Origin of the sequence: Rhodococcus sp. IEGM1428 (assembly GCF_050321865.1) — a bacterium.
In the GTDB taxonomy this organism is placed as follows: domain Bacteria; phylum Actinomycetota; class Actinomycetes; order Mycobacteriales; family Mycobacteriaceae; genus Rhodococcoides.
Genome location: NZ_JBNQFW010000005.1, coordinates 332,339 through 359,027, shown reverse-complemented (window position 1 = coordinate 359,027; position 26,689 = coordinate 332,339). Strand labels below are relative to the sequence as shown.

At 64.1% G+C, this 26,689-nt stretch carries 29 protein-coding genes; 15 read left to right on the top strand and 14 right to left on the bottom strand.

The window, feature by feature from the left end:
- Positions 1 to 117: 117 nt before the first annotated feature.
- A complete protein-coding gene (locus tag ACQR3T_RS22875) occupies positions 118 to 294 on the top strand; it encodes a hypothetical protein (RefSeq protein ID WP_094609726.1) in 177 nt (58 codons plus the stop codon).
- Here ACQR3T_RS22875 and ACQR3T_RS22870 read toward each other — a convergent pair.
- On the bottom strand, positions 260 to 685 hold the full coding sequence (locus ACQR3T_RS22870; protein ID WP_032380578.1) for a (deoxy)nucleoside triphosphate pyrophosphohydrolase: 426 nt from the start codon (positions 683 to 685) through the stop codon (positions 260 to 262). The genes ACQR3T_RS22875 and ACQR3T_RS22870 overlap by 35 nt on opposite strands.
- Before the next feature lie 14 nt (positions 686 to 699).
- Here ACQR3T_RS22870 and ACQR3T_RS22865 point away from each other — a divergent pair, with 14 nt between their 5' ends.
- Positions 700 to 981, top strand: a complete 282-nt coding sequence (locus ACQR3T_RS22865; protein ID WP_037171596.1) for a 4a-hydroxytetrahydrobiopterin dehydratase — start codon at positions 700 to 702, stop codon at positions 979 to 981.
- On the opposite strand, the gene ACQR3T_RS22860 is transcribed toward ACQR3T_RS22865, so the two are convergent.
- On the bottom strand, positions 926 to 2,143 hold the full coding sequence (locus ACQR3T_RS22860; protein ID WP_032380576.1) for a mannosyltransferase: 1,218 nt from the start codon (positions 2,141 to 2,143) through the stop codon (positions 926 to 928). The genes ACQR3T_RS22865 and ACQR3T_RS22860 overlap by 56 nt on opposite strands.
- Before the next feature lie 300 nt (positions 2,144 to 2,443).
- Here ACQR3T_RS22860 and ACQR3T_RS22855 point away from each other — a divergent pair, with 300 nt between their 5' ends.
- Positions 2,444 to 3,304 (top strand): hypothetical protein, encoded by an 861-nt coding sequence (locus tag ACQR3T_RS22855; RefSeq protein ID WP_052064894.1) that lies wholly within the window; start codon positions 2,444 to 2,446, stop codon positions 3,302 to 3,304.
- A 128-nt stretch (positions 3,305 to 3,432) separates the two neighbouring features.
- Here ACQR3T_RS22855 and ACQR3T_RS22850 read toward each other — a convergent pair whose 3' ends face one another.
- Positions 3,433 to 4,182, bottom strand: a complete 750-nt coding sequence (locus ACQR3T_RS22850; RefSeq protein WP_428694974.1) for a DUF1906 domain-containing protein — start codon at positions 4,180 to 4,182, stop codon at positions 3,433 to 3,435.
- Between the two features lie 228 nt (positions 4,183 to 4,410).
- Between ACQR3T_RS22850 and ACQR3T_RS22845 the strand changes: the two genes are divergently transcribed.
- A complete protein-coding gene (locus ACQR3T_RS22845) occupies positions 4,411 to 4,989 on the top strand; it encodes a TerD family protein (RefSeq protein ID WP_032380864.1) in 579 nt (192 codons plus the stop codon).
- 119 nt (positions 4,990 to 5,108) lie between these two features.
- Positions 5,109 to 5,930 (top strand): hypothetical protein, encoded by an 822-nt coding sequence (locus ACQR3T_RS22840; RefSeq protein ID WP_032380573.1) that lies wholly within the window; start codon positions 5,109 to 5,111, stop codon positions 5,928 to 5,930.
- Positions 5,931 to 5,996: 66 nt separating this feature from the next.
- Here the strand turns inward: ACQR3T_RS22840 and ACQR3T_RS22835 are convergent, their stop codons facing one another.
- Positions 5,997 to 7,349, bottom strand: a complete 1,353-nt coding sequence (locus ACQR3T_RS22835) for a sialidase family protein (protein ID WP_428694919.1) — start codon at positions 7,347 to 7,349, stop codon at positions 5,997 to 5,999.
- A 194-nt stretch (positions 7,350 to 7,543) separates the two neighbouring features.
- Here ACQR3T_RS22835 and ACQR3T_RS22830 point away from each other — a divergent pair, with 194 nt between their 5' ends.
- Complete coding sequence (locus tag ACQR3T_RS22830) at positions 7,544 to 8,917, top strand: WS/DGAT domain-containing protein (protein WP_428694918.1); 1,374 nt, start codon at positions 7,544 to 7,546, stop codon at positions 8,915 to 8,917.
- Positions 8,918 to 8,992: 75 nt separating this feature from the next.
- The gene (locus ACQR3T_RS22825; RefSeq protein WP_428694917.1) at positions 8,993 to 9,874 is read left to right on the top strand and encodes a PE-PPE domain-containing protein; all 882 of its coding nucleotides are present in this window, start codon (positions 8,993 to 8,995) and stop codon (positions 9,872 to 9,874) included.
- Here ACQR3T_RS22825 and ACQR3T_RS22820 read toward each other — a convergent pair.
- The 4 genes from ACQR3T_RS22820 to ACQR3T_RS22805 all read right to left on the bottom strand — a co-directional run bounded on the left by ACQR3T_RS22820 (position 9,840) and on the right by ACQR3T_RS22805 (position 13,643).
- Entirely contained in the window at positions 9,840 to 10,313 is a 474-nt protein-coding gene (locus ACQR3T_RS22820) for an SRPBCC family protein (protein WP_037171602.1), read from the bottom strand. The two genes, ACQR3T_RS22825 and ACQR3T_RS22820, sit on opposite strands and share 35 nt — an antisense overlap.
- Positions 10,314 to 10,323: 10 nt before the next feature.
- Positions 10,324 to 10,683 carry a VOC family protein gene (locus tag ACQR3T_RS22815; RefSeq protein WP_037153490.1) on the bottom strand — a complete coding sequence of 120 codons (360 nt, stop codon included), beginning with the start codon at positions 10,681 to 10,683 and terminating at the stop codon, positions 10,324 to 10,326.
- Positions 10,684 to 10,699: 16 nt separating this feature from the next.
- Positions 10,700 to 11,656 carry an alpha/beta hydrolase gene (locus tag ACQR3T_RS22810; RefSeq protein WP_037171606.1) on the bottom strand — a complete coding sequence of 319 codons (957 nt, stop codon included), beginning with the start codon at positions 11,654 to 11,656 and terminating at the stop codon, positions 10,700 to 10,702.
- Positions 11,657 to 11,729: 73 nt separating this feature from the next.
- Entirely contained in the window at positions 11,730 to 13,643 is a 1,914-nt protein-coding gene (locus ACQR3T_RS22805; RefSeq protein WP_428694916.1) for an alpha-amylase family protein, read from the bottom strand.
- Between the two features lie 71 nt (positions 13,644 to 13,714).
- Between ACQR3T_RS22805 and ACQR3T_RS22800 the strand changes: the two genes are divergently transcribed.
- Positions 13,715 to 14,674, top strand: a complete 960-nt coding sequence (locus ACQR3T_RS22800) for an SDR family NAD(P)-dependent oxidoreductase (protein ID WP_428694915.1) — start codon at positions 13,715 to 13,717, stop codon at positions 14,672 to 14,674.
- A 6-nt stretch (positions 14,675 to 14,680) separates the two neighbouring features.
- Here the strand turns inward: ACQR3T_RS22800 and ACQR3T_RS22795 are convergent, their stop codons facing one another.
- Entirely contained in the window at positions 14,681 to 15,226 is a 546-nt protein-coding gene (locus ACQR3T_RS22795) for a hypothetical protein (protein ID WP_428694914.1), read from the bottom strand.
- 37 nt (positions 15,227 to 15,263) lie between these two features.
- Positions 15,264 to 17,012, bottom strand: a complete 1,749-nt coding sequence (locus ACQR3T_RS22790) for a GAF domain-containing protein (protein WP_428694973.1) — start codon at positions 17,010 to 17,012, stop codon at positions 15,264 to 15,266.
- 70 nt (positions 17,013 to 17,082) lie between these two features.
- On the opposite strand from ACQR3T_RS22790, the gene ACQR3T_RS22785 reads away from it, so the two are divergent.
- Positions 17,083 to 18,456 carry an FAD-binding oxidoreductase gene (locus ACQR3T_RS22785; RefSeq protein ID WP_428694913.1) on the top strand — a complete coding sequence of 458 codons (1,374 nt, stop codon included), beginning with the start codon at positions 17,083 to 17,085 and terminating at the stop codon, positions 18,454 to 18,456.
- 5 nt (positions 18,457 to 18,461) lie between these two features.
- On the opposite strand, the gene ACQR3T_RS22780 is transcribed toward ACQR3T_RS22785, so the two are convergent.
- Positions 18,462 to 18,686, bottom strand: coding sequence for a hypothetical protein (locus ACQR3T_RS22780; protein WP_428694912.1), 225 nt, complete (start codon positions 18,684 to 18,686; stop codon positions 18,462 to 18,464).
- A 161-nt stretch (positions 18,687 to 18,847) separates the two neighbouring features.
- Between ACQR3T_RS22780 and ACQR3T_RS22775 the strand changes: the two genes are divergently transcribed.
- Together ACQR3T_RS22775 and ACQR3T_RS22770 are read left to right on the top strand one after the other, a co-directional pair.
- The gene (locus ACQR3T_RS22775) at positions 18,848 to 19,408 is read left to right on the top strand and encodes a DUF2716 domain-containing protein (RefSeq protein WP_428694911.1); all 561 of its coding nucleotides are present in this window, start codon (positions 18,848 to 18,850) and stop codon (positions 19,406 to 19,408) included.
- A gap of 144 nt (positions 19,409 to 19,552) precedes the next feature.
- Positions 19,553 to 19,963, top strand: coding sequence for an ABC transporter permease (locus ACQR3T_RS22770; RefSeq protein WP_428694910.1), 411 nt, complete (start codon positions 19,553 to 19,555; stop codon positions 19,961 to 19,963).
- A 60-nt stretch (positions 19,964 to 20,023) separates the two neighbouring features.
- Here ACQR3T_RS22770 and ACQR3T_RS22765 read toward each other — a convergent pair whose 3' ends face one another.
- Positions 20,024 to 20,662: a hypothetical protein gene (locus ACQR3T_RS22765; RefSeq protein ID WP_428694909.1), complete on the bottom strand. Its 639-nt coding sequence runs from the start codon at positions 20,660 to 20,662 to the stop codon at positions 20,024 to 20,026.
- Between the two features lie 84 nt (positions 20,663 to 20,746).
- On the bottom strand, positions 20,747 to 22,090 hold the full coding sequence (locus ACQR3T_RS22760; protein WP_428694908.1) for an MFS transporter: 1,344 nt from the start codon (positions 22,088 to 22,090) through the stop codon (positions 20,747 to 20,749).
- A 169-nt stretch (positions 22,091 to 22,259) separates the two neighbouring features.
- Here ACQR3T_RS22760 and ACQR3T_RS22755 point away from each other — a divergent pair, with 169 nt between their 5' ends.
- The 3 genes from ACQR3T_RS22755 to ACQR3T_RS22745 all read left to right on the top strand — a co-directional run bounded on the left by ACQR3T_RS22755 (position 22,260) and on the right by ACQR3T_RS22745 (position 24,754).
- Positions 22,260 to 23,027 (top strand): metallophosphoesterase family protein, encoded by a 768-nt coding sequence (locus ACQR3T_RS22755; RefSeq protein ID WP_428694907.1) that lies wholly within the window; start codon positions 22,260 to 22,262, stop codon positions 23,025 to 23,027.
- A gap of 4 nt (positions 23,028 to 23,031) precedes the next feature.
- The gene (locus ACQR3T_RS22750) at positions 23,032 to 24,204 is read left to right on the top strand and encodes a winged helix DNA-binding domain-containing protein (RefSeq protein ID WP_428694906.1); all 1,173 of its coding nucleotides are present in this window, start codon (positions 23,032 to 23,034) and stop codon (positions 24,202 to 24,204) included.
- 145 nt (positions 24,205 to 24,349) lie between these two features.
- Positions 24,350 to 24,754, top strand: a complete 405-nt coding sequence (locus ACQR3T_RS22745; RefSeq protein WP_428694905.1) for a GNAT family N-acetyltransferase — start codon at positions 24,350 to 24,352, stop codon at positions 24,752 to 24,754.
- Between the two features lie 45 nt (positions 24,755 to 24,799).
- Here the strand turns inward: ACQR3T_RS22745 and ACQR3T_RS22740 are convergent, their stop codons facing one another.
- On the bottom strand, positions 24,800 to 25,417 hold the full coding sequence (locus ACQR3T_RS22740) for a class I SAM-dependent methyltransferase (protein WP_428694904.1): 618 nt from the start codon (positions 25,415 to 25,417) through the stop codon (positions 24,800 to 24,802).
- A gap of 138 nt (positions 25,418 to 25,555) precedes the next feature.
- Here ACQR3T_RS22740 and ACQR3T_RS22735 point away from each other — a divergent pair, with 138 nt between their 5' ends.
- Complete coding sequence (locus tag ACQR3T_RS22735; protein WP_428694903.1) at positions 25,556 to 26,185, top strand: DUF4190 domain-containing protein; 630 nt, start codon at positions 25,556 to 25,558, stop codon at positions 26,183 to 26,185.
- The last annotated feature ends 504 nt before the right edge of the window (positions 26,186 to 26,689 follow it).

The following is a 26,689-nucleotide window of genomic DNA, read 5'->3' as shown; positions in this document are numbered from 1 at the left end:
TAGAGAAGCGCGCTGCACCGCGAGGTTCTCGCGACTGATCGAGTTTACCCGTAGTTCGACCGTGCCCCGCGCCACCCTCAGGTCTGTGACCTGCGCCACCCATTAGTCTTGGTGCTCATGGGCAAGATAAAGGCCGCAGATGTCTCGGGGATGAAGCCCAAGAAAAAATGCTGCCGCAAGAAGGTTCGGTGCATCAAATGCCCGGTCGTCATCATGCGAATGAAGAAGCTCGAATCGGCGGGCGCAACCAAAAAAGACCTCAAGAAGGGCCTGAAGACCGCTCGGGCGAAGTGAGCAGGATGTCCAGTAGCTCGGGTAGCCAGAGTCGGTCGGCATCGACCAGATCCATCGTCGGCAGCGTCTCGGCGTCCACCCACCGCAGAGCCGAATGTTCCAGCGCCGCAGGGGTTCCCGAGACAAGCGCCGCGCGGTAGGTGCGAAGCACAAGTCCGCCGGGGAGATCGACATCGCCGTTCAGCGCGGCACCGATGGAGCACTCGACTCCCAATTCCTCGCGAAGCTCACGCGCGAGCGCTGCGTCCTCGGACTCCCCCGGCTCCACCTTGCCGCCCGGCAGTTCCCAGCGGCCGGCCAGCTCCGGCGGACGGGTTCGTTGCGCGAGCAGGAGTCGGCCGTTCTCGATCAACGCGGCAGCGACAACCACAGCGGTAGGGGTACCGGACATGCCACCATCTTTCTATGACCGAACTGCTGACCGACCGCGACATCGAGGACGCCCAGCTCACCGACTGGACGGTGGTGGAAAAATCCCTGACGCGAACCGTCGAACTGGGCTCGTTCCCGGCAGCCATCGAGGCGGTGAACCGCGTGGCCGACGCCGCGGAAGAGGCGGACCATCACCCCGATATCGACATCAGGTGGCGGACGCTTACGTTCACGCTCTCGACGCACTCTGCCGGTGGTCTCACGCAGAAGGATGTGGATCTGGCGCGTCGGATCGACGAGTTGATCGTGCACTGATGCGCCCCGCATAGACGACCCAGCCGAGGAACAGAGCAGAGCCGATCACGTCGACGGCACCCGCCCACGCCTCGAACCCGGGACGAGGGATGGTCCAGATCGATTCCTGGAAGAAGCTCAGCAACCACGGCACCCCCACCGTGACCGTCACCAGCCAGTATCCCGCGACGAGCTTGGCACCGGCGATGTTGCGCAATGGACCGTGCACCAGCCAGATCACCATCGGAATCACCCAGATCCAGTGGTGCGACCACGAGATGGGCGACACCAACAGGCCGAGGAGTTGGACGATGACCAGGGTTCCGAGGTAGTCGCGGCGATCGATTGCTCGCCATGCCGACACAGCGAGGACCGTGGCGATCACTGCGGCGGTGATCCACAGCGGCCCCTGGCCCACGTCCTCGCCCACGATCCGGCTCAGTGCTCCGCGCAGAGACTGATTCCAGACCGAGCCGACGGGGCCGATGCGGTCGGCGTCGCCGAGCAACGTGGTGAAGTAGGTGGCGGCCTGATGCCCGAGCACCGCGTAACTGACCGCGACCGTCAGCGCGAAGGCCACGGCCGAGAATGCTGCGGCCTTCCACCTGCGCGTGGCCAGGAAGTACAGGCCGGTAATCGCCGGGGTCAGCTTGATTCCCGCGGCGAAGCCGACGAGGCCGCCTGCGACCCACCACCGCGAGCTGCGTACAGCCAGTAGTGCCAGCAGCACCAGGAAAACGTTGACCTGGCCGTAGTCGAGAGTTGTCCGTACGGGTTCGGACCACAGCCCCAGCGCGGTCCACAGCATCGCGATCCGCACCCAGCGCGGTTCTGCGGCACGCCCGTCACCCAGCACCATCGACAGCGCCAGCCGAACCACCGCGAACAACGCGGCCATGGTCGCGGCCTGCCAGACGACGCCGACCACCGTGAACGGCAGGTAATGCAGTGGGAAGAACACCAGGGCGGCGAACGGTGGGTACGTGAACGGAAGCGGGAAGTCCGGGGTCTGCACCGAGTAGGTGTAGTCGTACAGGTTGTCGCCCAGCAGCGCTGCCGAGCCCTCTACGTAGACGTGCAGATCGACGAGGTTCATGCCGTTCGGTGTCACGAAGGCCCAGACGAAGCGGCTGATCACCGACATCGCCAACAGAACGGGGGCCAGCCGAACGAGTCGGTTCACTGTGCGTGCGGTTCCGTTCGGTATCGGTGCTGTATATCGATAACGAAGCTTATAGGTCGTCACAGGCCTTCCCTAACCACCTGGGTAGACGAGTAACATTTGCATCACCTTTAACACTGACAACTCCAGTAACAGGCTATTGTTTGGCCCTGCGGAGAATTCGCAGCGTGGACCACATAGACTGCCCTGGCACAGTTGCGACGGGGAGGGTTCGACGTCAACGGCTGTACATCGGGGATCGCGCTACATAGAGTGACCCCTCGAGCACCGGCTGTCGCCGGGGCCCGCGTCATGATCAGAATGGGGATTATCACCGTGCTTCGTACCCGCGGAACGCGTCGCGTAGTGACGGCATTCGCCGTTGCAGCAGCCGCCGCACTCGTCGTGCCGACCAGCGCATCCGCACAGCCTCTGGTGCCCATGGCGCCCGCTGATCTGCCTGCAGCACCGGCCGATCCCGCCGCGTTGATCGCTCAGTTCCTTCCCGCTCCCGGTGAGCCCATGCCCAACCTGGCCGACATCGAGGCGCTCGCCTCGTTCGCGCCCGCGATCGTCGGTGCTGCCGCTGGACCCGCCGATGTCGGAGCCGCTCCGGCCGCAGATCTGCTGAGCCAGGCTCGCGCTCTGCTCGCGACGGCGCAGCTGCCAGAGCAGGTCAAGTCACTGCTCGAGTCCGTCATCACCTTCCTGGACGGATCCGGCGGCGGCGGTCCGGAACTGCCCGCCGACGGACCGGCCATCGCTCAATTCCTCTACCCGACGCTCGGCAAGGGGTGCATCTCCGACACCGCCGATTCCGTCGGAACCGCTCTCGCCGTACCGGGCCCGGCCACGTTGCCTCCTCCCGGACCGGCCGCCGGCCAGGCAGGTTTCGTGTTCACTGCGCTCGGCACCGCCCCCATCGCCGCCGAGCAGTCCGCTCCGCTCACCGTCACCTGGCTCAACATCGACAACCGTCGCTCGGGAACGCAGGACCTGACCGGCGCGGCAAAGATCAACGCCGACGGCCCGGCCACGTTGTCGGCCATTGCCGATACCGGTCCCGGACGCGTCCTGTCGGTGGTCTCCGGCTCGATCACCACGCAGTCGAAGGAAGATCCCGCGGCCGCTCCCCGCAGCTGCACCTTCCTGCCCACCATCGGAACGGTCTACGTTCCGTAGTTCCTGCGCACAACGCATTTCGCCCCCGGCTGTTCGTCAGCCGGGGGCGAGATCATTTCGAAGGTGTTTCGGACAGTCGAGTTACATCGTGGAATGCAACAAATACCGCGGAATTACATCGATGTAATTCAGATGATATCGGCGGCGGATTTCGACCACTGCCCATAATCGGCTTTGAGAATATTGTTGATGTCCACTTTGACTCCGCCGACAGAATCCTTGTCGATTCGGATCTGATGAATATGCGCGGCCGGGTGAACGAAGCCCTTCGGTGTCCCCCAATTGTGCTGCCAATACCACTGGCCGAGACCTGCTACCGAGGCCAATTCGATGGTGGGCGAATTGGCGTAGATGCCGGTGTTCTCGGCCCCGATCACCGACTGCCAACCCAGGATGTACGGCGCGATCAGAGTCGCGAACTCCACCGCGGTGGGATTGTCGTCGATCGACGCGTAGATCGGACGGTCCGCGGGACCTCCGGCAGCCGTGTGGAGTTCGAGGCCGCGCTTGGCATGCTTCACGCCCGCTGCGTATCCACCGCGCCAATCCGACGTCGCGCCTTTTCCGAACTGGTAGTTCGAGACCACCTCCAGTCCGGCGGAGGTGAGCGAGTCGGCCTCGGACTTACGCATCGGCTTGCCGATCATCCAGTTCGCGTCGGGTCGGCGATCGGAGACGTACCGCACCGCCCCGAGGTGACCGGCCTGCTTGATCGCCGAGGCCGATGGCACCCCGCCCGAATAGTCGACGAGTGTTCCCAGTCCGGCGTCCGCGTGCGCGGTCGCCGTCCCCAGCGCAACCAGACCGACGGCGGCAGCGGAGCCTGCGGCGGCGTATTTGAACAGTTCACGTCGCGAAACCTGCACTGAAATCTCCATCGTTCGATCGATCGCCGCGGCGCGCCTACTCACAGAACTGCACCACCACTGATAATTTGCGATCTTTTGTCGTATCCCACCACAATCCCACCGGTACCGCCAGCCCCACTGCTCACACCCGACGCCCTTCTCACGGGCATCACATCGGCAACTCGGGCACCCTGAACGCATGCATGAATAGGGTGGGTAGAACGATCGACGGTCGAACGCGCGAAGGAGTGGATGGACATGGGCGTAACTCTTGCCAAGGGTGGAAATGTCTCACTGACGAAGGAAGCACCGAACCTGACCGCTGTCTCCGTCGGACTGGGCTGGGACGTCCGTGCCACCACCGGCGGTGACTTCGATCTCGACGCCAGCGCCATCGGCCTCGGCACCACCAAGAAGGCACTGAGCGACCTCTACTTCGTCTTCTACAACAACCTGCGCTCCCCCGACGGTGCCATCGAGCACACCGGTGACAACCGCACCGGCGAGGGCGAGGGCGACGACGAGAGCATCGATGTGGACCTGGTGGCTCTGACCCCGGAGGTCGACTCCATCGTCTTTCCGGTGTCCATTCACAACGCAGACGCGCTGGGGCAGAACTTCGGTCAGGTCGTCAACGCCTTCATCCGCGTCGTCGACAAGTCCGACGGACGCGAACTCGCCCGCTTCGACCTCAGCGAGGATGCCTCCACCGAAACCGCCATGGTGTTCGGTGAGCTCTACCGCCGCGGTGCCGAATGGAAATTCCGCGCCATCGGCCAGGGCTACGCATCGGGCCTGGAAGGAATCGTTCGGGACTTCGGCATCGACGTGGGCTGAAACGTTCGCGGACCGTCTCGATTGAACAACGGATTCCGGCAGAACTTGTGGCGTCGAGATGATGTGTGGTGGTATCAGCGCAACCGCAACATAAGCCACATCAGTCACAGGAGTCACACATGTCTCGTCGCCTCAGCCGTCTGGCGGGCGCGCTCGCGCTCTCCTGCGCAGCATTGCTCGCAGTCCCCGCTACCGCGACAGCGGAGCCTGCACCGGCAGATCCACTGGCCCAGGCAATTGCCGCACTGCAGGGTCAGGGCGGTGCATCTCTCGCGGCTGCGAACGCCATCGCCGACTCACGCACCCCGGTCGCCGAGGATGCGAGCACCGATCCGTTCGCCGCGCTGAACGCAGCCAACAAGGCGTTGACCGATTTCGGCATCACACCGTTCTTCTACCCGACTGCGGCCATCAACTGCGCGGCGACGGGTGCCTCACCCCTCGGCATCGTCCCGGGCGTCGCCGGTGGTGCCGGCGGACCGTGGCCCCAGCTGACCGTGCCGCCGATCGCCACTCTGCCCGGCCTGCCCTCGATCGCTGTGCCCGAACTCAACGCGGTGAACAAGGGCGAGACTATGTTCGCATTCGTTCCGGCCGGCATCGTCAACGACTCGGCCGACAAGTCCGGCATGCAGGTGGCGTGGTTCAACGTCAACACCCTGCAGGGCGGCTTCGCCGACTTCGGTGGGCTGGCCACCACTCTCGCCCAGTCGATCCTCGACAACTCCGGCATTCCGGCAGAGTTGAAGGAACTGGCCCGGCCTCTCGTGGTCAACGCACTCAATGCATTGCCCGCTGCCGGTGCGCGCGCCGTGCCCGTGGAAACCGGATCGGGAACCGTCCTTGCGGCGGTGTTCGGCACGGTGAACCACAAGGGAATCGACGGCACCGACAAGAGCTGCTTCTTCTTCCCCACCGTGGGTCTGGTCAACGTCGCCTGATCAACGTCGCCTGATATCGAAAGTCGAAAGGCCCTGCAGCACTTGTGCTGCAGGGCCTTTCGCTACTCAAGCTTCGACAGCTCGGCCCAGCCTTCCCAGTACTGCCTGCATCTCGGTGCGTTCCGAGCGCACCGCCCACGGACGCTGCCGGTTCCTTCCTAGCATCTGCATCGCGGCTCCCGTGAGCAGGTCACCGTTGGGGGCGAAGTGCACCCGAACGATGTCGTCGAGTGAGTGTCCCAACGCGAAATCCTTGACGCCACCGCGGAAGCCGTGCGGAAACAGTGGCGAGTCGGGTTCGTTGTACTTGCCGCCGACGAACACCGGGCGGCCGGTGCGAAAGTCACGACACTGCGCGATGAACCCGTGGAATGCGCGCCCTCGCTCACGCCCGTAATAGGCGATGCCCACTCGCCCGGACCCGGTGGCGGTGATGGCCGCGAGTCGGGCATCGCGCACTCCGGGCGCGGAGACGACCACCGGCCTCGACCAGGTCACCGTTCCATCGAAGGACCAGGCGGCATGGAGCACTCCGTCGCGGTCCGGCCACACCACGTAGACGTTGCCCTCGTCGTCGACCGCCGTCGACTCCGGCAGCCGATAGCGCGAACCGAGCAGCAGAAAATGCAGTGGGTTGTGATACCTCGCCAGTGCCGACCCGGGGACCATGCGGACATCCCAGGTCAGACCCTCGTCGTGACTGACTGCCACAGCGAACCGTCGACCGTAACGGCCGCCGATGTAGACCGTTCCATCCGGGCCGACGACGCCCTTGCCGAACGTGACGTACTCGCGGCTCGGTAGACCGGGGATGTTCTTCGGATCGATGTCGAATCCGCCGGCCACTTCCCACTTCACGCCGCCGTCGTAGGACCGCCAGATCACCTGACGGGTCACGTTGATCAGCGGTCGCACGCGTAGCGCGAACGGCGTCGGAGCAGACAGGTACGTCACCCTCCCACTGCTCGAATTACGTGGGCCGGCAAATATTTTCGCGTTCGTTCTGGCTTTGGACGCCACCTTTCGGATGCGCCAGGTTTCACCTCGGTCGTCGCTGACCCCGAGAGCGAATCCCGTCCGAAACAGGCGCTGCGGTGCCGCGCCGAACGTGCCGGCATGGAGAAACAGTCGGTCGTCGACATCGTCGAAGTACAGATACGGCCGACGTCCACCGTTCTGCATGCCCTCCGGAACCGATGCGCGCCATGACTTTCCGAAGTCCGACGACCGCAACACACCGATCCCGTCGACGGTGAATGCGGGGGCGAGAAAGACGGTGTTGTCCGACGCGACCCCGAGGGTGCAGGCCGCCGAGCCGTACTCCGTGTAGGAGATGTCGGTGACGTAGTCGGCCGAGGCGGCAGCGTTGGTCGAGGAACGCAGACCTGCCCGATAGCCCGAAGCAACTCTGGGCGTCACGACACCGACCATGCCGGTTCGCGGCGTTGCGTACGGAGGGCGAGGCGATGCATCGACCCAGGCTAACGGGGATTCGGCGAGTAATCGCCGAGGCAACCGAAGAAGTCCTCGGCCCGTGGTGGTGAGAGTTCACAGAACCGAACTGGTCAGTTCGTAACCGGCCCGGTCCCGCCGCGGCGCTTAGGCTCTACCGTGTGCCCCGCGATCGCCCCGACGACAATCGCCCCGAGTCGATGCGTCTGCACCCGGCCGATGCACGGGCGTACTGGATGGCGTCGAAGATACCCAGCGACCAGTTTCTGCTGTACTGCTTCGACACCGGGCCAGATGATGTCGATGCCGAGGTGGTGCGACTGCTCGAACGCAGCGCTCGCATCGACGTACTGCGCCGGCACGTCACCGACGCGCCTCTCGGGCTGGACTATCCCCGATGGACGTCCGCGTATCCGCGCACCGACGCGATCATCGTTCACCGGACACCACGCACCTGGTCGGAATGCCTCGATGCGATCTCGGCGTCGTTCGAGCATCAGGTGGACCCCCGAGTATCCGTGTGGTCCCTGCAGCTGTATTCGCAGGTCCCCGACGCTCCTGGCGGAACAGGACCGGCTATCGTTGCTGTACTTCAACTTTCGCACGCAGCGGCCGACGGGGCCCTGGCATCGAAGACCGCCCGCGACCTCTTCGGCACACATCGACTCCCGCCCGCAACCGAGAGCACCTCGCGTTCCACCGGGACCGAACTGGCGTTCGCAGTGCGTGCCGCTGCAGCCCTCCCGCTGCGCGTGGCGCTGATGGTTCGCGGCGGTCTACGCGCTCGACGTGACGCGCTGGCCCTCGGGCGAGCCACCGACTCGGGTTCGATCCCGCCGCCTGCTCGGTCGCGGGCCCTGACAACCCTCGACGTACCACCCACCGGCCGGACGTCCGTGCGGACCATCGTTCTTCCGAAGTCCGATCTGCACGCCGAGGGCACCACGGTCACCGCGTTCGCACTCACCGCCATATCGATTGCACTGCAAGCCTTTCTCGACACTCCAGGCGATCTGGCCGCAGAGGTGACCCTCGCGCGACAGACGCGTGGGCCCGCGCGCAACAACTTCGGCAACGTGGGAGTCGGACTGTTCACCGCAGAGCCGGATATTCGCACACGCATGCTCCTCATCTCGGACGACCTGGCCGCACGGAGAGTTCGCGCCAGTCACCCACTGACGGAGGCGGCCCGCGCCTCCCAAGACGAGGTCGAAGCACACGTGCCGGCGTTTCTGGCCGAATGGGGAGTCGCGCAGTTCGATCCGACCGCGACGCCACCGACGGTCACCGGCAACACCGTCGTGTCCAGCGTCTCGCGCGGCAATGCGGATCTGACGCTCTGCGGCGGTGGCGTCCGGTTCACCGCAGGCTTTCCCGCCCTCTCCCCCGCCATGAGCCTGACCCACGGAGTACACGGCATCGGCACTACCGTCACCATCGGAATCACGTCCAACAGCGCCGCCGTACCCGACCCGGACCGCTACGAGGCGCTGCTACGAGGTGCCCTCGAACAGGTGCGCGCTGCCTTGACCTGATCGGGACCGAACTGCCAGACAGTTCTCAGCATTTGCCGGGCGACGAGCTCAGGTTCGACCGCCAGACTCGAGACCATGAACCAGGACCACGTCACCGTCCTCGCCGTCGGGGGTACCGGAGAATCGCATCCGTCCGACCACCGGACGTCGGTGACCGGACTGCTCGCCTGCGTGGTCGGTGAACTCGACGACCGTTTCGTCGGCCGATGGGTCGGCTACCCGGCGTCGTACGGTCCTGTTTCACTGGGCGGACTGTGCTTCCGGCACAGTGCCGACATCGGCGTTCGACGCCTCCGTCGCGCAGTCGAAGGCACCACCGGGCCGATCGCGCTGATCGGCTATTCCCAAGGTGCGACCGTTGTGCGCGAGGTGCTCGGACTCGTCGCCGACGGAACGATCGACGGCACCCGAATCGTCGCTGCGGGATTGGTGTCCGATCCCCAGCAACCGGCCGGCGCGGTGAGCGGATGCGCTGGACGAGGGGTCGCAGGAACGGGCCCGGCTCTGCCCGGGTCGATTCCGGTTCGGTGGATCGGTCTCGAGACCGACATGATCTGTAACGCCAGCGACGACAGCCTGATTCGCGACATCGCCGACCTCACCCGCTGGATGTCGTTTCGCACCCCGAGAATCTGGCTGCGCGAACTGTGGACCTTGCTGCGCAGCAACAGTTTCCAGAATGCGACCCGGACTCGCCTGCGACCCTCCCAGTGGGTGAAGGATGTTCGACGCCTCCGCACCGCGGCCACCGAGGTGGCCGGCTATCTGCCACAGTCGATGCGCTGGCACCGATTCGAGTGGGCCAACCCCGGCGGCGGTCGCCATATCGCGTACGCGCGTGAACCGTACGACGGCGAACTCACCGGATGCCAGGTACTCGCGCGCTGGCTGAGCGAGCAGGCAGACCGCCTCGAGGACGGATTCAGCCCTTCTCGGCCACAGCCGCGAGCTGCCTGAGGCCCTTCTCGAAATCCGGTCCGACGAGCTTGTCCATCGAGAACACTTTTCCGATCAGAGCGAAGAGCTTGTTCTGCTTTCCCGACATTCGCCAGGTCACTCGGGTTCCGTCGGCGTGAGGCTCGAGCAGAAACGCTGTGACGTTCCGGTTCTTGAACGGCTTGGTGAACGCAAGATCGAGCACCACCCGTTCAGCGGGAATCGACTCGGTGATGGTCATCGTCCCGGCACCGGCCTTGCGGTTACCCGACCACGAGTACGACGCCCCCACCCCAGCGTCGGGACCGGTGTAGGTGCGCTGCAAACCAGGGTCGAGTCCCTCGTAGGGCGACCACTTCACCCACTCGTGAAAGTTGTCGATCAGTCCGTGCACGGTTGCGGCGTCGGCCCGGACGAGGGCCGATCGCTCGACGAGTACCGGGTGGGTTTCGCTGGCCATGACGGTTCCTTCATTTTCTTTTGCACAAGCAGAAGATGTGTCCAGCGGGATCGCGGTACACCCAGAACGAGGACTGCGCGTGGTCGATGAGTGTCGCCCCCGCGTCGACGACGAAGTCCCGTGCTTGTTCCATGTCGTCGACCACCAGGTCGAGATGAATCTTGATGCCCTCGCTCGGCCAGTCGATCGGGGTGAAGTCCGGTGCCCGCTGAAACGCCAGGCGAAGTTCACCGGGACCATGGACAACCACCCAGTCGCCGTCGTCGTCCACCGATCCCCAGCCGAGGATGGTGCTGTAGAAGCGAGCCAGCTCAGCGGGCTCCGGGCAGTCCAGCACCGTGTAGTCGACGGTGATTCTCGGGGGCGTCATGGCGACAGAGTAACTATCAGCCGCCGAGCGCAGGGGCGATTGTCTCGAACCATGCCTCGTGCAGGTGCTGCTCCCAGTGGTTCCACCAGTGCACACCGGTACCGGTGATCTTGACGTTGGGTCGACCGCCTGCGGCCTGCAGCAACGGAACGAATGCACGGCTGCTCATGCCGGCGGCCGTCTCCAGCGGAACCATCTGCGCGAACTTGACCGGGTCGAAGCTGCTGCTGGCCGGGTTGAACACAGGGTCGGTAGCCGGTGAGCCACTCCCCGAAGAGACGAAGACTGCCGTGTTGCGCAGCGCGCCGACGTTGAGGGACGGGTCGTTGCGGATCCAGTCCGCGGACGGCCAGCTGCCCCACATGTTGCGAGCGTTGCCGCCCATCTCGCCGACGGCCACCGAGATGCCCTGCGCAAATCCGGGGCTGCTCGCGGTCGGGTAACCGCTGAACGATGCCACCGCCTTGTAGAAATCCGGACGATGCGCGGCCAGGTTGAGAGCGGAGGTTCCGCTCATCGACAGTCCTGCGACGGCATTGTTGACGTTGTCACTGCCGAAACGATCGGCCATGACGGGCGGCAGTTCCTGAGTGAGGAAGGTTTCCCACTTCACCCGTCCGAGCTTGGGGTCGTCGCGCTGCCAGTCGGAGTAGAAGGTTCCGCCGCCGCCGAACGGGATGACCACGTTGACGTGCTTGTCGGCGAAGAAGCTCTCGACGTCGGTCTCGATCAGCCAACCGCTGTTGTCCTCGGGCGCGCGCAGCCCGTCGAGCAGATACAGGGTGGGCGCGGGTCCCCCACCGGCAGCTTTGAGCACCTTGATCGGGATGTCTTTGTCCATCGACGGCGAGTAGACGTAGACGAGCTCGGAATCGGCCCTTGCCACACCGGTCCCCATCAGCACCGTTGCCATCGTGGCCACCAATACCGCCACCACAGCGAGCACCAGACTTCGTATCCGAGCATGCAGCATGGAGATTGTCCCCTTGTTCGTATCGACCGACCGTCTCGGGGAGGGTAACAGCCCGGTCACGGTAACGCTCCTTCTAGCGCAGAGGGCTGTCGACGATCCACCACGCCGCGTATGGGGGCAACCACACTGATCCGGTGTCGTCGACGTGCAGATCGTGTTGCGAGAGCACCTCCGTCGGAGCCGGGATGCCGAGTTCGATCAGCTGCGCGTGGGGAAAGGGTCGATGGTCGGCCGTTACGTTGTAGAGGGCGACCAGGGTGCCGCTCGGATGACGCCTGCGCACGACGAGCAGACCGTCGTCCGATTCGGTCTGCACGTCCACCGGAGCCTCGGCGTGGAGCATCGGCAGACCGGCGCGCACCTTCGCGATTCGAGCGATACCGTCGAACACCCGCTGCGCGTCGCTCCCCTGCTCGAACCGACCGGCGCGGTCGGCGTCGGTGACGCGGGGGCGATGCACCCACCTGTTGTCCTCGGCATGAGCCGGTTCGTCTGCCCAGTTCGGGTCTCCCGGGGAGCCGAGCTCGTCCCCGCTCCACACGACGGGAATGCCGCCCCAACCGGCAATGATGGCGTGCGCCAGAAAGATTCGCCCGAACGCGCCGTCGGGATCCAGGCGGGACGGGCCAAGGCCGGTGAGCGCGGCCGCGGTTCCGCTGATCCGGCGGTCCCCGGTGTCGGGGTTGTACTGGAACACCAGGCCTTCGGCCCAGGAGCCCTCGAATTCGCCGGAGTACCAGTCGGCCAGAAAGTGCCGATGCCCTGCGCCCGAAAGTCCGAGTGACGCTGCGTCGCCGTCGTCGATGGCCCAGCCGATGTCGTCGTGGCAGCGAACGTAGGTCACCCAGGTTCCACTCGGCGGCGTCGGGGGCAGCGACGCCAACGCGTGACGCGCCAAAGCCGTACTGCCCGTTGCCAACATCGACCAGACCTGCACCATCAGCGAGTTGTGGTAGGCGATGTCCGAGACTCGTCCGGTGTGCCGCCCTTGACCCAGGTACGGCAGCAGATCGCGGGGTCCGACGATCGCCTCGGCCTTGAACAACGTGGCCGGAGCAGCCAGTCGAGCGGTGGCGCGCAGAGCCTGAGTGACCGCATGCACCTCGGGTTGATTCTGGCAGTTGGTGCCGAGCCGCTTCCACAGGAACGCGATGGCATCGAGGCGCAGCACCTCCACCCCCAGGTTGGCCAGATGCAGCACGACGCTCGCGAACTCTTGCAGCACAGCAGGATTGGCCCAGTTCAGATCCCACTGCCATTCGTTGAACGTCGTCCACACCCATTCCCCGAGCTCGTCGTCGAAGGTGAAACTGCCGGGAGCGAAGTCGGGAAATACCTCGGGGAGAGTGCGCTCGTACGAGTCCGGAGTGGTCCGATCGGGATAGATCAAGAAGTAGTCACGGTATTTCGGATCACCGGCACGAGCCTTGGCAGCCCACTCGTGCTCGCGAGCAACGTGATTGAGAACCAGGTCGACCACCAGGCTGATGCCGCGTTGACGCAGCGTCTGCGCGAGGGTGCGCAGATCCTCGTTGGTGCCCAGATCTTCTCGCACGGCGCGGTAGTCCATCACCGCGTATCCGCCGTCGTTGTCGCCGGGCCGGGGCTGCAGCAACGGCAGCAGGTGCAGGTAGGTGACACCGAGGTCGGTCAGATGGTCGAGCCGCTCACCCACGCCGCGCAGCGTCCGTCCGTACCGGTCGACGTAACAGGCGTAGCCGAACATGTCCGGCTGCTGAAACCAGTCGGGCTCGAGCAGTCGGCGCTGGTCCAGCCTGTGCAGATCCTCGGCTCGGGCGGCATAGGCGCGAGCGGCGATGTCCACAAGTCCGGCCGCCACGGCGTCGGGATCGGGATAGACGGCGGTGACCGCGTCGTGCAGATCGGGAAACCACTGCTCGAGACGCAACTCGAACGTCTCGCGTCGGTGTGCGGGAAGTTCGGCGAGGATCTCGCGGGTGACGTCGGAGACGGCGGGGTGAACCATGGACTCATTCTGGCATCGACCCCAGCGTGCGGACGCGCATACATCCGGTTACCGCGGGGTATCAGAGCGGCATGTCATTGCTGAGCCGCACGGTCGACACGATCCTCGACAGAGCAATCGTTCCCGGATACTCCCGCATCGGTGCGACGGTGCGTCGACGATTCTGGGCTGCGGATCCGACGCCGTTCCCCTCCCCCATAGACATGGTGGTGACCGGCGCGTCGTCCGGTTTGGGAGCCGCCACTGCGAAAGAACTCGCGCGGCTCGGGGCACGGGTGCACCTGGTCGGCCGATCCGCCGACCGACTCGAGTCCGCCGCCGCGGCCATCAGAACCGAGGTGCCCGACGCCTCTCTCGTGGTGCACGAGTGCGACATCAGCGACCTCGATTCCGTGGCGGCGTTGATCGCGGCTCTGGCGTCCGAACTCACGTCGGTGCACGCGCTCGTACATTGCGCCGGGGTGATGCCGGACGAGCGGCAGTTGTCGGCGCAGGGGCACGAATCCGCTTTCGCCACCCATGTTCTCGGACCGGTCGCGCTGACGGTGGGATTGCGCGAGCTGTTCGACGCCGGATCACGAGTTGTGTTCGTCTCGAGCGGCGGCATGTATGCGGTGCCGCTGCAGAACTCGGACTTCGAGTACGAGAACGGCAAGTACTCCGGCATGACGGCGTACGCTCGCACGAAGCGCATGCAGGTGGTGGTGGCCGAGCAACTGGCCGAACGCTTTTCGCTCGAAGACGATCCGGTGGTGCACAGCATGCACCCGGGCTGGGCGTCGACTCCCGGGGTCACCGGCTCCATGCCGCTGTTCGGTTCGGTGATGAAGCCGATTCTACGCAGCGCCGACGACGGGGCCGATACCATCGTCTGGCTCGTGGCAGCCGATCCCGCGTTGACCAGCACCGGCACATTCTGGCACGACCGTGCGCCGCGCCCGACTCATTACCCCTCCTGGCGCGGAGATTCACCTCGCGTGCGAGATGCTCTGTGGGCCAGCGTGGTCGAGGCAACGGGAATCGAGATCTGACGTCGATTACTTCTCGCCTGTCGGACGTTTTCGCACGAGGTTTGCAGACGTGTTCCGAATCAGGATCAACAGGGTCAAGCCGAACCCCCAGCCGAGCATGCACAGAATGACACCTACGCCCGATTGCCCGGTGACATCGGTGCTCGCAGAGATGCAGAACGCCGTCGAGAACCCAGCGGTTGTGCCCAGCGCAGCGACATGTCCGCCGGCATTCGACCATCGCGACAGATGCGCGGCCAGCAGGCACAGCAACACCACCGTCGCCCCGCACGCGGCCACTTGCCAGGTCGGGAACGCGTTCGGGGCCGGGAGCCCGGGTCCACGGAACGCACCACGTTGATCGGCAGACCAGCTCAACCAGCCCGCACACGAGGCGAAACCCGATGCGACAGCTATCGATCCGGTGGCCCACAGGCCGAGCGGGCCGGTCCCCGCTCTCTCCCGGCGCTTCCTGAACAGGGCCCACAGCAACAGAGCCCAGAGTGTCGACGGCACACCGACGAAAACGAAGACTATCCACAGAAACTGAGACCACGAAAAGTCGACTGCCATCACCCGACGCTATCCGACGAGCACCGATTCGCTCGGATCACAGACCTAGCAGATCGGCCGATCTTCGTAACCGCATCAGCACCTGAAGATCGAGAGCGTCGTCCGGGTCGCGCCACTGCGTACCGATCAGCCGGTCGATTGCCTCGAGTCGTTGGTAGAGCGTGTTGACGTGCACACCCAGACTCGATGCCGTAGCCGAATGATGCCGTCCGTGGGCCAGATACGTCGACAACGTCTCCATCAGCGGGACCCCGCGCTTGTTCTGCTCCGCCATCAAAGGGCCCAGCAGTTCCTCTGTGAGCTCGTCCAAGTGCTCACGGGCCATGTGGCTGAGCAGGATTCGATAGATCCCCAAACCGCGGGCCGAGGACACTTCACCGTCCCTGCCCAGGGTCGTCAGAACATCGACGGTTTGTTGCGCCTCGCGGAATGCCGTTGCCAGGGCGTCGGCACCTCGCGCGGGCTCGGAGATTCCTACCGTCGCACGGGTGTTGATCATGCGGCGAACGGCAGCGGATTCTCGGGCCGGCACGACGAGCAGAACCCTCGAACCCTGCTCCGCCACGACCGATCCCGGAGGTAGTGCAATGGCTTCGAACTCGGCTCTCGACGCGTTCCCTTGCCCCACTGCCACGCAGTACGTCACGTCCGGCGTCAGTCCGGCACGGTGGAACTGCCTGCGTTCGTCATCGGGTGACGAGATGGGATGAAGAAGCAGATCCACCAGAAAGGCGTCCTGCGCGCGGCGTGCAGATTCCGCTGCGGCCCGCTCCTCGGCCAGTGACAGCGCAATGGCCGGTGCGGCCCGATCGAGAAGCAAACGGGTTTGATGGTCCTCGGGTCCGACGGAGATCAACACCCCCAGAAAGTGACCCGCAGCCACCACCCGATGAGCGGTCATCGCGTCGTCGACGGCCGTTTCCGCACCCGCCCTACATCGGTCGACGAGGGTTTCGACCGTGGTTGCCGTGTACTCCAGAGCGGCCGGCACGGACCCAACATCTGCCACAAAATACGCCGGGCGTTCGGTGGCCGCAGCGACCTCCCGAACCAGGCTCCGCACCCCGCCCCCTTGGAGCACGACCTGCGTCAACGTGCGGTCCCATTGCAGTGTTTGTTCCAATTCCGCCGTGCGAAGAGATAACTCGGCGTTGAGGGTTTCGAGTTTGTCGATCGCCCGAACGTTCTCGATGGCGATGGCCGCGTGCGCGGCCAGTGCCGACAGCAGGGCGATCTCACTGTCTGCGAAGTCCCGCTCCGACCGTTTGCACGCGAACAATGCACCGATCACACGGTCGCCCACCCTCAGCGGTACGCCCAACAAGCCGCGCATGTTCTCCGATCGCGCTGCGCTGTCTGCGCCGGTGATGTGCCGAAAGGCAGGTTCGCTCTGATAGTCGGGAGTCCACGACGGCGAGGCACCGCGCACGATGAGGCCGACCAGCCCCTCGTCCTGCGCGAGCCTGATGCCCACGAGCTTCGGCGTCAGTGCACCGCTGGTGACTTCGATGACGAACTCGTTCCCGTACACCGAACCCATGTAGGCCAGATCCACGCCCAGAAGTGTGCGCGCCTGGTCCACCACCTCCTGCAACAGAATCCGATTGTCTCGCACGGTTGTCAGGCGCACCGCGATGTCGTTGAGCGCCGAGAGTTCGGTGCTGCGCTGTTTTCGCTGATCGAGCAACGCGCGCAGCCTCGAGGCCGCGTGCGCCTCGGCACCGGGATGTGCTCGACGGTGGGCTTCCAGTTCGTCGATGGACGCATCGGCCAGCAGCAATTCCATCCATGACTTCACGGGCGACATAGAGAAAACCTACATTGGCCGAGATCCAGGTCACAGCTAGAGTCGAGACATGTCGCTCGTCGAACAGTTGTCGAACTCTCTCCCCGCGGACCGCGTCGTCGTCGATCCCGACGTCATCGCGTCGTACCAGCACGACGAGGCGGAATGGGCACCGTTTGCGGTGCCTGTTGCCGTCGTGCGGCCCCGTAGCGCCGAAGAAGTGCAGGCTGTCGTTCGTGCATGCCTGGCCCATGGCGCACCCGTCGTCACACGCGGGGCGGGCACCGGACTGTCCGGGGGCGCGAACGCCACCGAGGGATGTGTCGTACTCGCCCTCGACGGCATGGATGCGATCAAGGAGATCGACCAGCTCGAGCGATACGCCGTCGTCGAGCCGGGAGTGGTCAACGATCATCTGCGAGCGGCGGTCGCCGAGCAGGGTCTCTGGTACCCACCGGATCCGGCCAGCGCGCCGTGGTCGACCATCGGCGGCAACGTTGCCACCAACGCGGGCGGGCTGTGCTGCGTGAAGTACGGCGTCACCCGCGATTACGTCATGGGGATGCAGGTGGTCACCGGAACCGGAGAGCTGGTACGGCTCGGGCGCAGGACCGCGAAAGGTGTTGCTGGCTACGATCTTGCGGGTCTGATGGTCGGTTCGGAGGGCACCCTCGGCATCATCACCGAGGTGACCCTCAAGCTGCGCCCGCTCCAGGATCCGCAGCGGACCGTCGCCGGCTATTTCGATTCGATTGTCGACGCCGGGCGTGCCGTGGCCGCGGTCGCCGCCGCCGGATTGACGCCGTCTGCGTTGGAATTGATCGACAAGCAGTGCCTCATCGCCGTCGATGCCTGGAAGAACATGGGTCTGTCGGTCGAGGCAAATGTGGTGTTGCTCGGGCGGATCGACGATCCAGGACTCATCGGTGACCAGGAAGCCGAGAAGATGCTCTCGTGCTTCGACGAGGCCGGAGCCACGTGGTCTGCGGTCTCGACCGATCAGGAGGAGGCCGACGCGCTGTTCGCGGCCCGTCGGTTGGCGTATCCAGCGATGGAGCGCCTGGGTCCGGTGTTGACCGAGGACGTGTGCGTGCCGAAGAAGCACGTACCCGAGATGCTTTCCCGCATCGAACAGATCGGTCTTCGCTACGAGACGACCATCGCCAACATCGCACACGCCGGTGACGGAAACCTGCATCCGTTGCTCATCACTCCGCACGACGACCTTCCGGCCCGCGAGCGCGCACAGGCCGCCTTCACCGAGATCATCGACGCAGCATTGGAACTCGGCGGTACCGTCACCGGCGAGCACGGAGTCGGACTGCTCAAGATGGACGGTCTGGTGCAAGAACTCGATCCGGTGGTGTTGGACATGCACCGCGCGGTGAAAAAGGCACTGGATCCGCACGGAATCCTGAACCCGGGCAAGGTGTTCGCGTCCTGATGGCCTTACTGTTGCGTACGCAGACTGCCGTTGTGCAGCGCGGTCACCAGCAGACTCGGCAGGCCGTTGACCAGCAAGAGAACGGCCACCACAAGACCCATCGCCAACCACGGCTCGGTCAGCCAGAAATGATTGCCGAGCTGTATCGCTCCGAAGATACTCAGAATCCATCCGGCAGCCTGGGCGCGGCGGGCACGCCGGGCAGGTCTGACCGGATACGAGCCGTTCACCGCGGGTAGCCTACGGCCATAGTTTTCTCGAGATGCGATTCGAGCTGCCACGATGTGGAACAGAACAGCGAACGTGATGGCACACAACGCAAGCGACATGTACTCGCCTCCCCTTCCCGCCGCCGTCCTCGCGCAGTCTCCCGGCCTGGAACGATGGACCGATGACGACCAAGCTGACCATGGACTTCGGATCTACGTTACCCATCGGGTGGACCGAACTCGACCGAACTGAGCAAACGCAGCACTGGTCGGCGTTCAACAGTAAGTTCGGGTTTCGGCCTGGGACCAAACCTGAGTCGTGGCCGGCCATTGCCGAGCCTGCACCCTCCATGACATTCGACTTGGACGCCCATACCGTCCGCACGACGGCCTCGTGGTCTGCCCGTGCCGACGCCATCAACGCGGAAGCGTTGCGCTGCTTCGTCACCGAGTTTTCGGACGACCCCACCTTCGTGGTCCTGGACTGGCAACACCCGTGCTACAGATTCGACGCCGAAGCGCACGCCGATGCGGCCGAGAACGCCGAATGGCGTGTCCCCGTCCACCCGAACGGCGACTACTATATCTTCGCGCGAGACGGATTCACCGAAGGGACATTCGGACACCCATGGGAACGCACCTTGTGTGTCTTCGGACCGCGCATGGTCGCCACGCTCGGCCGCACCTTGGCGACATGGCTTCCCACGATCCGCGTCGACGGTGAACAGGTCGCGGCTCGATAGCCAGGATAGACGGCGTCACAATCGTCGAATTATCCTGATATTCGGGTAAGTAACAGGAAGTCCGCACGTTTCGACCAGTGCAGGGTTCGTACGAACTGGCGTTGACATTTCCGTTCGTCCACGTACGGAGGCTACTCTGCGGGCATGTTGCGGTCGGTGTGGTGGGCGCTCGCCATATCCGCGTTGGCTTTCACCGTGTGGAACGGGTTGTCACTGACAATGTCCGACGTGTCGATGTCGTGCTCCAAGATCGGCGAGGGCGGTTCCTACCACTGCGATGACCGAGCCATCGACGTGCTTGGGGTGTGGCCTCTGGTTGTCGTGGGGCTGTTGCTGGCCACGCCACCTGCGGTGGCAGCAATAGCAATGCGTCAGTGGGTTTCCTGGTTCGCCGTCACCGCCCTCGTTGTACTGTTCGTCGCCGGAATCGCGTCCGTGACACATGACTCCTACTGGAACTTGCTTGTTCTCGCTCTTCCTATGGCGGTCATCGGATCCGCAACAGCCATGTTCCGACGAACTGCCCCAGGCTGCGGAGCCAGAAAGTTCTCGTGACCCATCGAAGCGGGCGATGACATCGCCCCTCGACCAACCGCCCGTGCGGGTGGGAGCCGCTCAGCCTTCGAATCGCTCGACCCGCCACGGCGGAATCTCGCGACGCGGTCGGACCTTGATCGCACGAAACCGATAGCCGTCCTGATCGATAGCAGGCTCCCACTCGAAGTCGACCTGCTCGCCTACTTCGAGATTGGACTCACCTCCACCGATGCTGAAACCTCCTACCGATCGAGAGTCGATGACTTCGTCTGGATGAAGGGCACTGAAGAATGCCCAGCATCCACCTGGAGTGTCCTCGGAATCGATGACGCCCCAACCCTCTTCGCCGTTCCACCCGGACACCACTCCGACGGACCACGTTCCAACCCGAATCGGTTCTTCCCAATCCAGATCTGTCACTTCGGTGACGGTGCCGTCAGGGGCAATATCCCAAGCACCGGACGTCGGACGGTCCGACTGTGCGACCGGCTCGGTGCCCAGGGGCCACGCGCGAATTGTGAAGAAGCTGTGCCCGTACAGAGGTTCTGCCTGGTGCTGCCACTCGAACTCCACCTCCTCGCCCGGAGTCAGAACAGGAGGTCCGTGAACAGCGACGGATGCCCGCGGCGTCCAACTTCCGCCCGGGGTGTCGTCGGAATCGATCACGCCCTCCATCCCGAGAATCTCCCAGCTCCGGACCCGCCCACGACTTGTCATCCGTCGAGTATGTCCGGTGTTCGGTGCGGGGACTGGATCCCGCTGTGTAGAAGATGCTCCGCTTCGTGACTACGCAGCCGTTCGTCAGTGCGCCACAGGCACTTCCGTATTGGTCTCGGAGCGGACTCCCATTCGACTACGCAGCACGATCACCAGTACAACCGCCATCAGCATGACGCCGCCGACGACCCACAAACCGGCCTTGGCGTTGCCGGTAGCGTCGAGCAGCCACCCCGTCACGTATGGGGCACCGAAGCCCGAGGTGTTGCCGACCGAGTTGATGATCGCGATTCCCGCTGCCGCGCCCGCTCCGGTGAGGAACGTACTGGGCAGGTACCAGAAAACGGGAAGCGCGCAGAACACGCCCACCGCGTTGACCGTCACCGCGATCATGGTGGTGAACGGTGAATCCATGTACAGCGCAAATGGAATGGAGATCGCACCGATCAGGGTGGGGATCGCGACGTGCCAGGTTCGCTCGCCCGTCCGGTCCGAGTGTCGACTCCAGAGAACCATCGCCACTGCGCCCACTGCGAACGGCACGGCCACGATGAGACCCGTTGTCACGAGTGAGAAGTCGGTATCGAACGTCTGCTTGAATCCAGCGACGATGCTGGGCAGAAAGAAGCTCAGGGAGTAGAGACCGTAGGTGATGCCGAAATACACCAGGCCGAGCATCCAGACCCGGACGTCACCGAGAGCGCGCTTGACCGAGCCGCTGATGTGCCCGTCCTTCACAGCGTCCTCGGACTCCAATTCGGTGGTAAGCCAGGCCTTCTCGTCGACAGTGAGCCACTTCGCCTGGAACGGTCGATCCGTGAGATAGAACCAGGTGACCACTCCGAGCAGGATCGCAGGAATGCCCTCGAGGAGAAACATCACCCGCCACCCCGACAGTCCGAACAGCCCGTCCATGTACTGAATGATCGCACTGGACAGGGGCGCACCGAGCGCCGACGACACCGGTAGTGCCAGCATGAACAGGCCCATCAGACGGACTCGGTAGGCGCGCGGAAACCACATCGTCATGTACAGCAACACGCCGGGGAAGAAGCCGGCCTCGGCGATACCGAGGAGCACTCGCAGCCCGTACAGCCACCCTGCTGTCGGCACGAATGCCATGGCGGCGGCCACAATTCCCCACGACACCATGATGCGGGCGATCCACCGTCGGGCACCGAATTTGTGCAGCGCCAAATTGCTGGGCACCTCGAACAGCAGGTAACCGATGAAGAACAGCCCCGACGCCAGACCGAACATCGTTTCGGTGAGGCCCAATTCGTCGCTCATGGTCAGCTTGGCGAGACCGATGTTGGTGCGATCGAGATAGTTGACGAAGTAAGCCAACCCGAGAAACGGGATGATGCGTCGGGCGACCTTCTTGACCACCCTCGTCTCGATCTCGGGCTTCGACGTGACTGCAGGCATGGGCTTGGCCTTCCATGGAGCGAAAGTGACCTGGACCACACTATGGACCTACTGGGCGAGGGTCTATGGAGAAATCACCCACCGAAGGCGAAGATCCGAGGGCGAGATCTCCAACGCTCGCCGAGGATGCGGTGTTGCAGTCGTATGCCCACGCTGCGATCCTGTGGTGGTGCGGGTAGCTCTCATCGCCGATATTCACGGCAACATCGCGGCGCTCGACGCCGTCGTCGACGACATCGACCGGCAACGCGTCGACTCGGTGGTGAACCTCGGCGATCTGCTGTCCGGCGGACTGCATCCGCGTCGGACTGCGGACCGGCTGATGGCGCTGAATTTTCCCACCATCGCCGGAAATCACGATCGCTATCTGCTCGAGCAGGATCCCGAGTCGATGGGTAGTTGGGATCGGCACGCCCATGATCGACTCGCCGACGAGCATCGACAGTGGCTGGGCTCGCTGCCGTTTTCACTCGAGCTGGGTCACGGAATTCTTGCAGTGCACGGCACTCCCACCGATGATCAGCAATACTTCCTGCACTCGGTGGACGCCAACGGCTCGCGCGAGGCAACCGAGGCCGAAATTCTCGACCGGGCAGCAGGTTTCACGGACCGCTCTGTCATCGCCTGCGGGCACACCCATCTGCAGCGACAGTGGACGCTTCCCAGCGGCACACTCGTGGTCAATCCGGGCAGCGTCGGCACCCCCGCGTACGACGACGATCAGCCCTACCCGCACGTCATGGAATCCGGGTCGCCGCATGCGCGCTACGCAGTACTCGACTATCACGACAGAGGCAGCTGGACGGTCTCCTTCGAGCTGGTCGAGTACGACCACGTCGGTGCTGCCGCTGATGCCCGCGCGCACGGCATGAACGCCATCGCCGACGCTCTTCTCACCGGTTTTGTCGGCCCCACGCCTCAGCAGCCGTCACACTGATCGCGTGAAGATCACCGACGCCCAACGGCGACACCGGCTCGTTGCGCAGCACTTCTCCCGTGCCTCGACTGCCGACGACGTTGTGTCGTCGTTGCTCGCACTGCATGCCACCGACCCGGCGACGGTGTATCTCTCGGTGTTGGCGCGTGCTCGATCTCTCGGACTGTCCGATGTGCGCGATGCGATGTACGAACGCCGGAGCCTCGTCCGCCTGATGGCGATGCGGCGCACGATGTTCGTCGTCGCACACGACGACGTCCCGATGATTCATGCTGGCGCGAGTCTCGGGGTTGCGCGCACGATGCGGGCGCGCTTGGTCAAACAAGTCTCGACACTGCCCACCGAACCCGTGATCGACAATGTCGAATCCTGGCTTGCAGCAACCGAAGAGGAGACCGGGGCGGCGCTGCACTCGATGGGCACCGCCACCGGGGCGGAGCTGTCTGCAGTGGTCCCCGGCCTCAAGACGGCGCTGCTACCGACCACCGACAAGGTGTACGACGTCAGGCGATACGTCACCTCCGAGGTGTTGGTGATGATGGCCGCCGAAGGAAAATTGGTGCGCGTCGAGCCACGGGGAGCATGGACTTCTCGGCGGCATGCGTGGGCACCGATCGGCCACTGGTGGCCGGACGGGATTCCTGATCTCGACGAAACCGAGGCACGTGCAGAGCTTGCCCGACGCTGGCTCGAAGCATTCGGACCAGCGACGCTCGACGACCTGCAATGGTGGACGGGGTGGAACAAGACGCAGACTCGTGGTGCAGCGTCCCGCCTGGACACAGTGGCGGTCGAACTGACCGAAGGCGACGGAATCATGTTGACCGGCACTACCTTCGACAAGCCCGCCGGCACGAGCGTCATACTGCTGCCCGCACTGGATCCCACACCGATGGGATGGAAACATCGCGCCTGGTATCTCGGCGAGCACAAGGCACCGCTGTTCGACACTTTCGGCAACATCGGTCCGACCATCTGGTCCGGGGGTCGCATCGTCGGGGGTTGGGCCGTGAACGGATCTGGCGAGGTGGTCACCGAGCTACTGGAGGACGTCGGCTCGACGGTGTCGAAAGCCGTTGCAGCCGAGACCGAACGACTCACCACCTTGCTCGACGGCACCGCGGTGGTCCCGTCGTTCCCGACGCCGTTGGAGAAGAAGCTGCGGGGAAAGAACTAACGTAGTCGAGTTGCCATTGTCAGGCCTGAGATCGATGGTGAAACCAGCCGAAGTGAGCGAACACAGTCGATCGCGATCTGCTCGCAGTCGGACTCTCGGAGTGGCGGTCGCTGAGTATGTACTACCCAGAGGAGTGGATCCATCGGTGAGCGAATCTCTCGACTACCAGGTAAATTTTTCCGTCGACGACGCCGAGCTGTCGCAGCTCCATCACCGAGCATTCGGCGGAGAGTACGAACTCACTTCGTGGCGGGCCCGACTGGACACGCATAGTAAATCGTGGGTGGGCGCGTTCACCAACGGCCAGCTGTGCGGGTTCGTACACGCGGTCTGGGACGGAGGCAGACATGCCTTCCTCCTCGACACCGTTGTCGACCCCGCGCTGCAACGGCGCGGCATCGGAACGACCCTCGTAGCGCGCATCGTCGCGGATCTGCGAGGGTCAGGGATCGAGTGGGTACATGTGGACTACGAACCACACCTACACGAGTTCTACTCTGCCGGATGCGGATTCAGAGAGACGGCCGCGGGGCTGCTCCGGCTCGAATGAGCGATGCGTGACTGCAGTCCTGCGGTTCTTGCCCAAAACGTCGCGTCAGAACCGGTAGCGGCCCTCGGCCCAGGCACGGGCTGCCGGCGGGGTCACCTCGTCGACAGGTTCACCGTCGCGAAAGTAGCTTGTGCGCAGGATTCGACCCTCGTCGACTGCTTCCTGCCACGCTTGGGTCGGTCCTTCACCGAACCAGAGCCACGGGGTGATGTCGTCCATGACGACCACCGACTCGGCGGTAGCGAGCGCACGCAGATCGTCGAGGTCTGCGCGAGCACCTTCCACCGAATGGTCACCGTCGACGAAGATGACATCGAACCGCACTTCCGGGTGTTCCTTCGCGTATGCGGCAATGGTGGTGTGCGAATCACCTTGGATCAGTATGTGTCGGCCCGGAAAGTGTTCGTCGATATGAGCTTTCGCAGCGGCACTGTAGGTGTACGCGGCCAAGTCGAAGGATATGACGGTCACGTCGGGTGACGCGGACAGAAAAGCCCAGCTGGAAAAGCCTGCATTGAACCCGACCTCACAGACCAGCTTCGTATTCGGCCGGACCGCTAGCGAGGACAGATATTTCTGCTCCGCTTCATCGGCTCCACGCTCGAAAGGTTCTCCAGCGGTAGCTGTCTGGTGTACCAACGCTTCTAGTTCCTGCAGACCCATCTACGTTCTCCTATCGTCTGATTCGGAGCGTAGCCAACTTCGATGTTCCACGCAGACGACGGCTGATTCGTACCCACAGCCAATACCTGTAGCGTTCGCACCGAATGACTTTCCGCACCGTGAACGGGGAACGAGTCGATGACCGTAGATCTCACCAAAGGCGATGATCGCGCCGCCGGACCGGTCAACCCGTACGCCGTGATCTCACTGGTGGCAGCTCTCCTTGGGCTGTTTCCCGTCGCGATAGTGTTCGGGATCCTGGCCTTCTGGCGACCTGCTGGTAGAGGAATTGCCATCGCTGGCTTGGCAATCGGCGTGATCGAGCTGCTCGTTGTCGCGACTTTCCTGTACGGGTTCGGATCTCTCACGCCGAGCAATTCGGCATCCAGCGAAACATTCATGACTTACTCATTACCGGCAACCGCGATGTTGACGGCTCCGTCCACCACGACGCCTCTACCTCCGGCGGAGACCACCGTCGACGCGGCCGAGGTACCCATCGTCTCTCAGCCCGAGGTGGACGGTCCGTGCGATCCAAGCACCGACAATCACGACTCCTCCGCCGATGGCACATTCCTCAAATGCACCTATGCAGGGTCGACCAGCGCACGCTGGGTGCAGTCCGCACCGATCATCGACAGCAACGCGGCGGCAGGATCGGCATGCGATCCGACTGTCAGAGGCATCGCGGTGTCGCCGGAAGGATTCGACATGTTCTGCGTCTCCGACGGCGCAGAAGGCGGCGGCTACTGGTCACCTGGGCCGTAGCCGGTCAACGCGCATGATGCCGTCAGACGTTGAAGCGGAACTCATCGCTGGGCGTTTGCTGTATGCGGTAGTCGTTAACTAAGCGCCTGAAGTGCGGTTACGCCAATTGGCCAGGTTGGCAACGTCCGAGTACAACTGACAGGCCTGCGTATCCTTTGCGTACAGGCAGTGAACGCCGAGCCGAGCCGAGCCCCGTCCGTGAAACCCTCAAGGGTGACGGCCGGAGCGACAGCGAGGAGCCTAGGTCGCGCTGAGCGCCCACCGAACAGATGGGGTAGCTGGATTCGAGGGCAGTACCGGTACCTGAGGCCGACCACTGACCTCGGATAGCCGTCGGCACGTTTTAGCGCGTTAAGGTCGGCCAGGCATGGGGGACGGTAGCGTTGTTGAGTGTTCGTTAGCGCCGAGCTCGTGGCACACCAAAGAGGCTTGTAAATGCCGCCTGTCGCGTTCGGCGGGCGCGCCATCGTGTCCCCGTGAAACTTACGAACCCCGCTTTAGGGG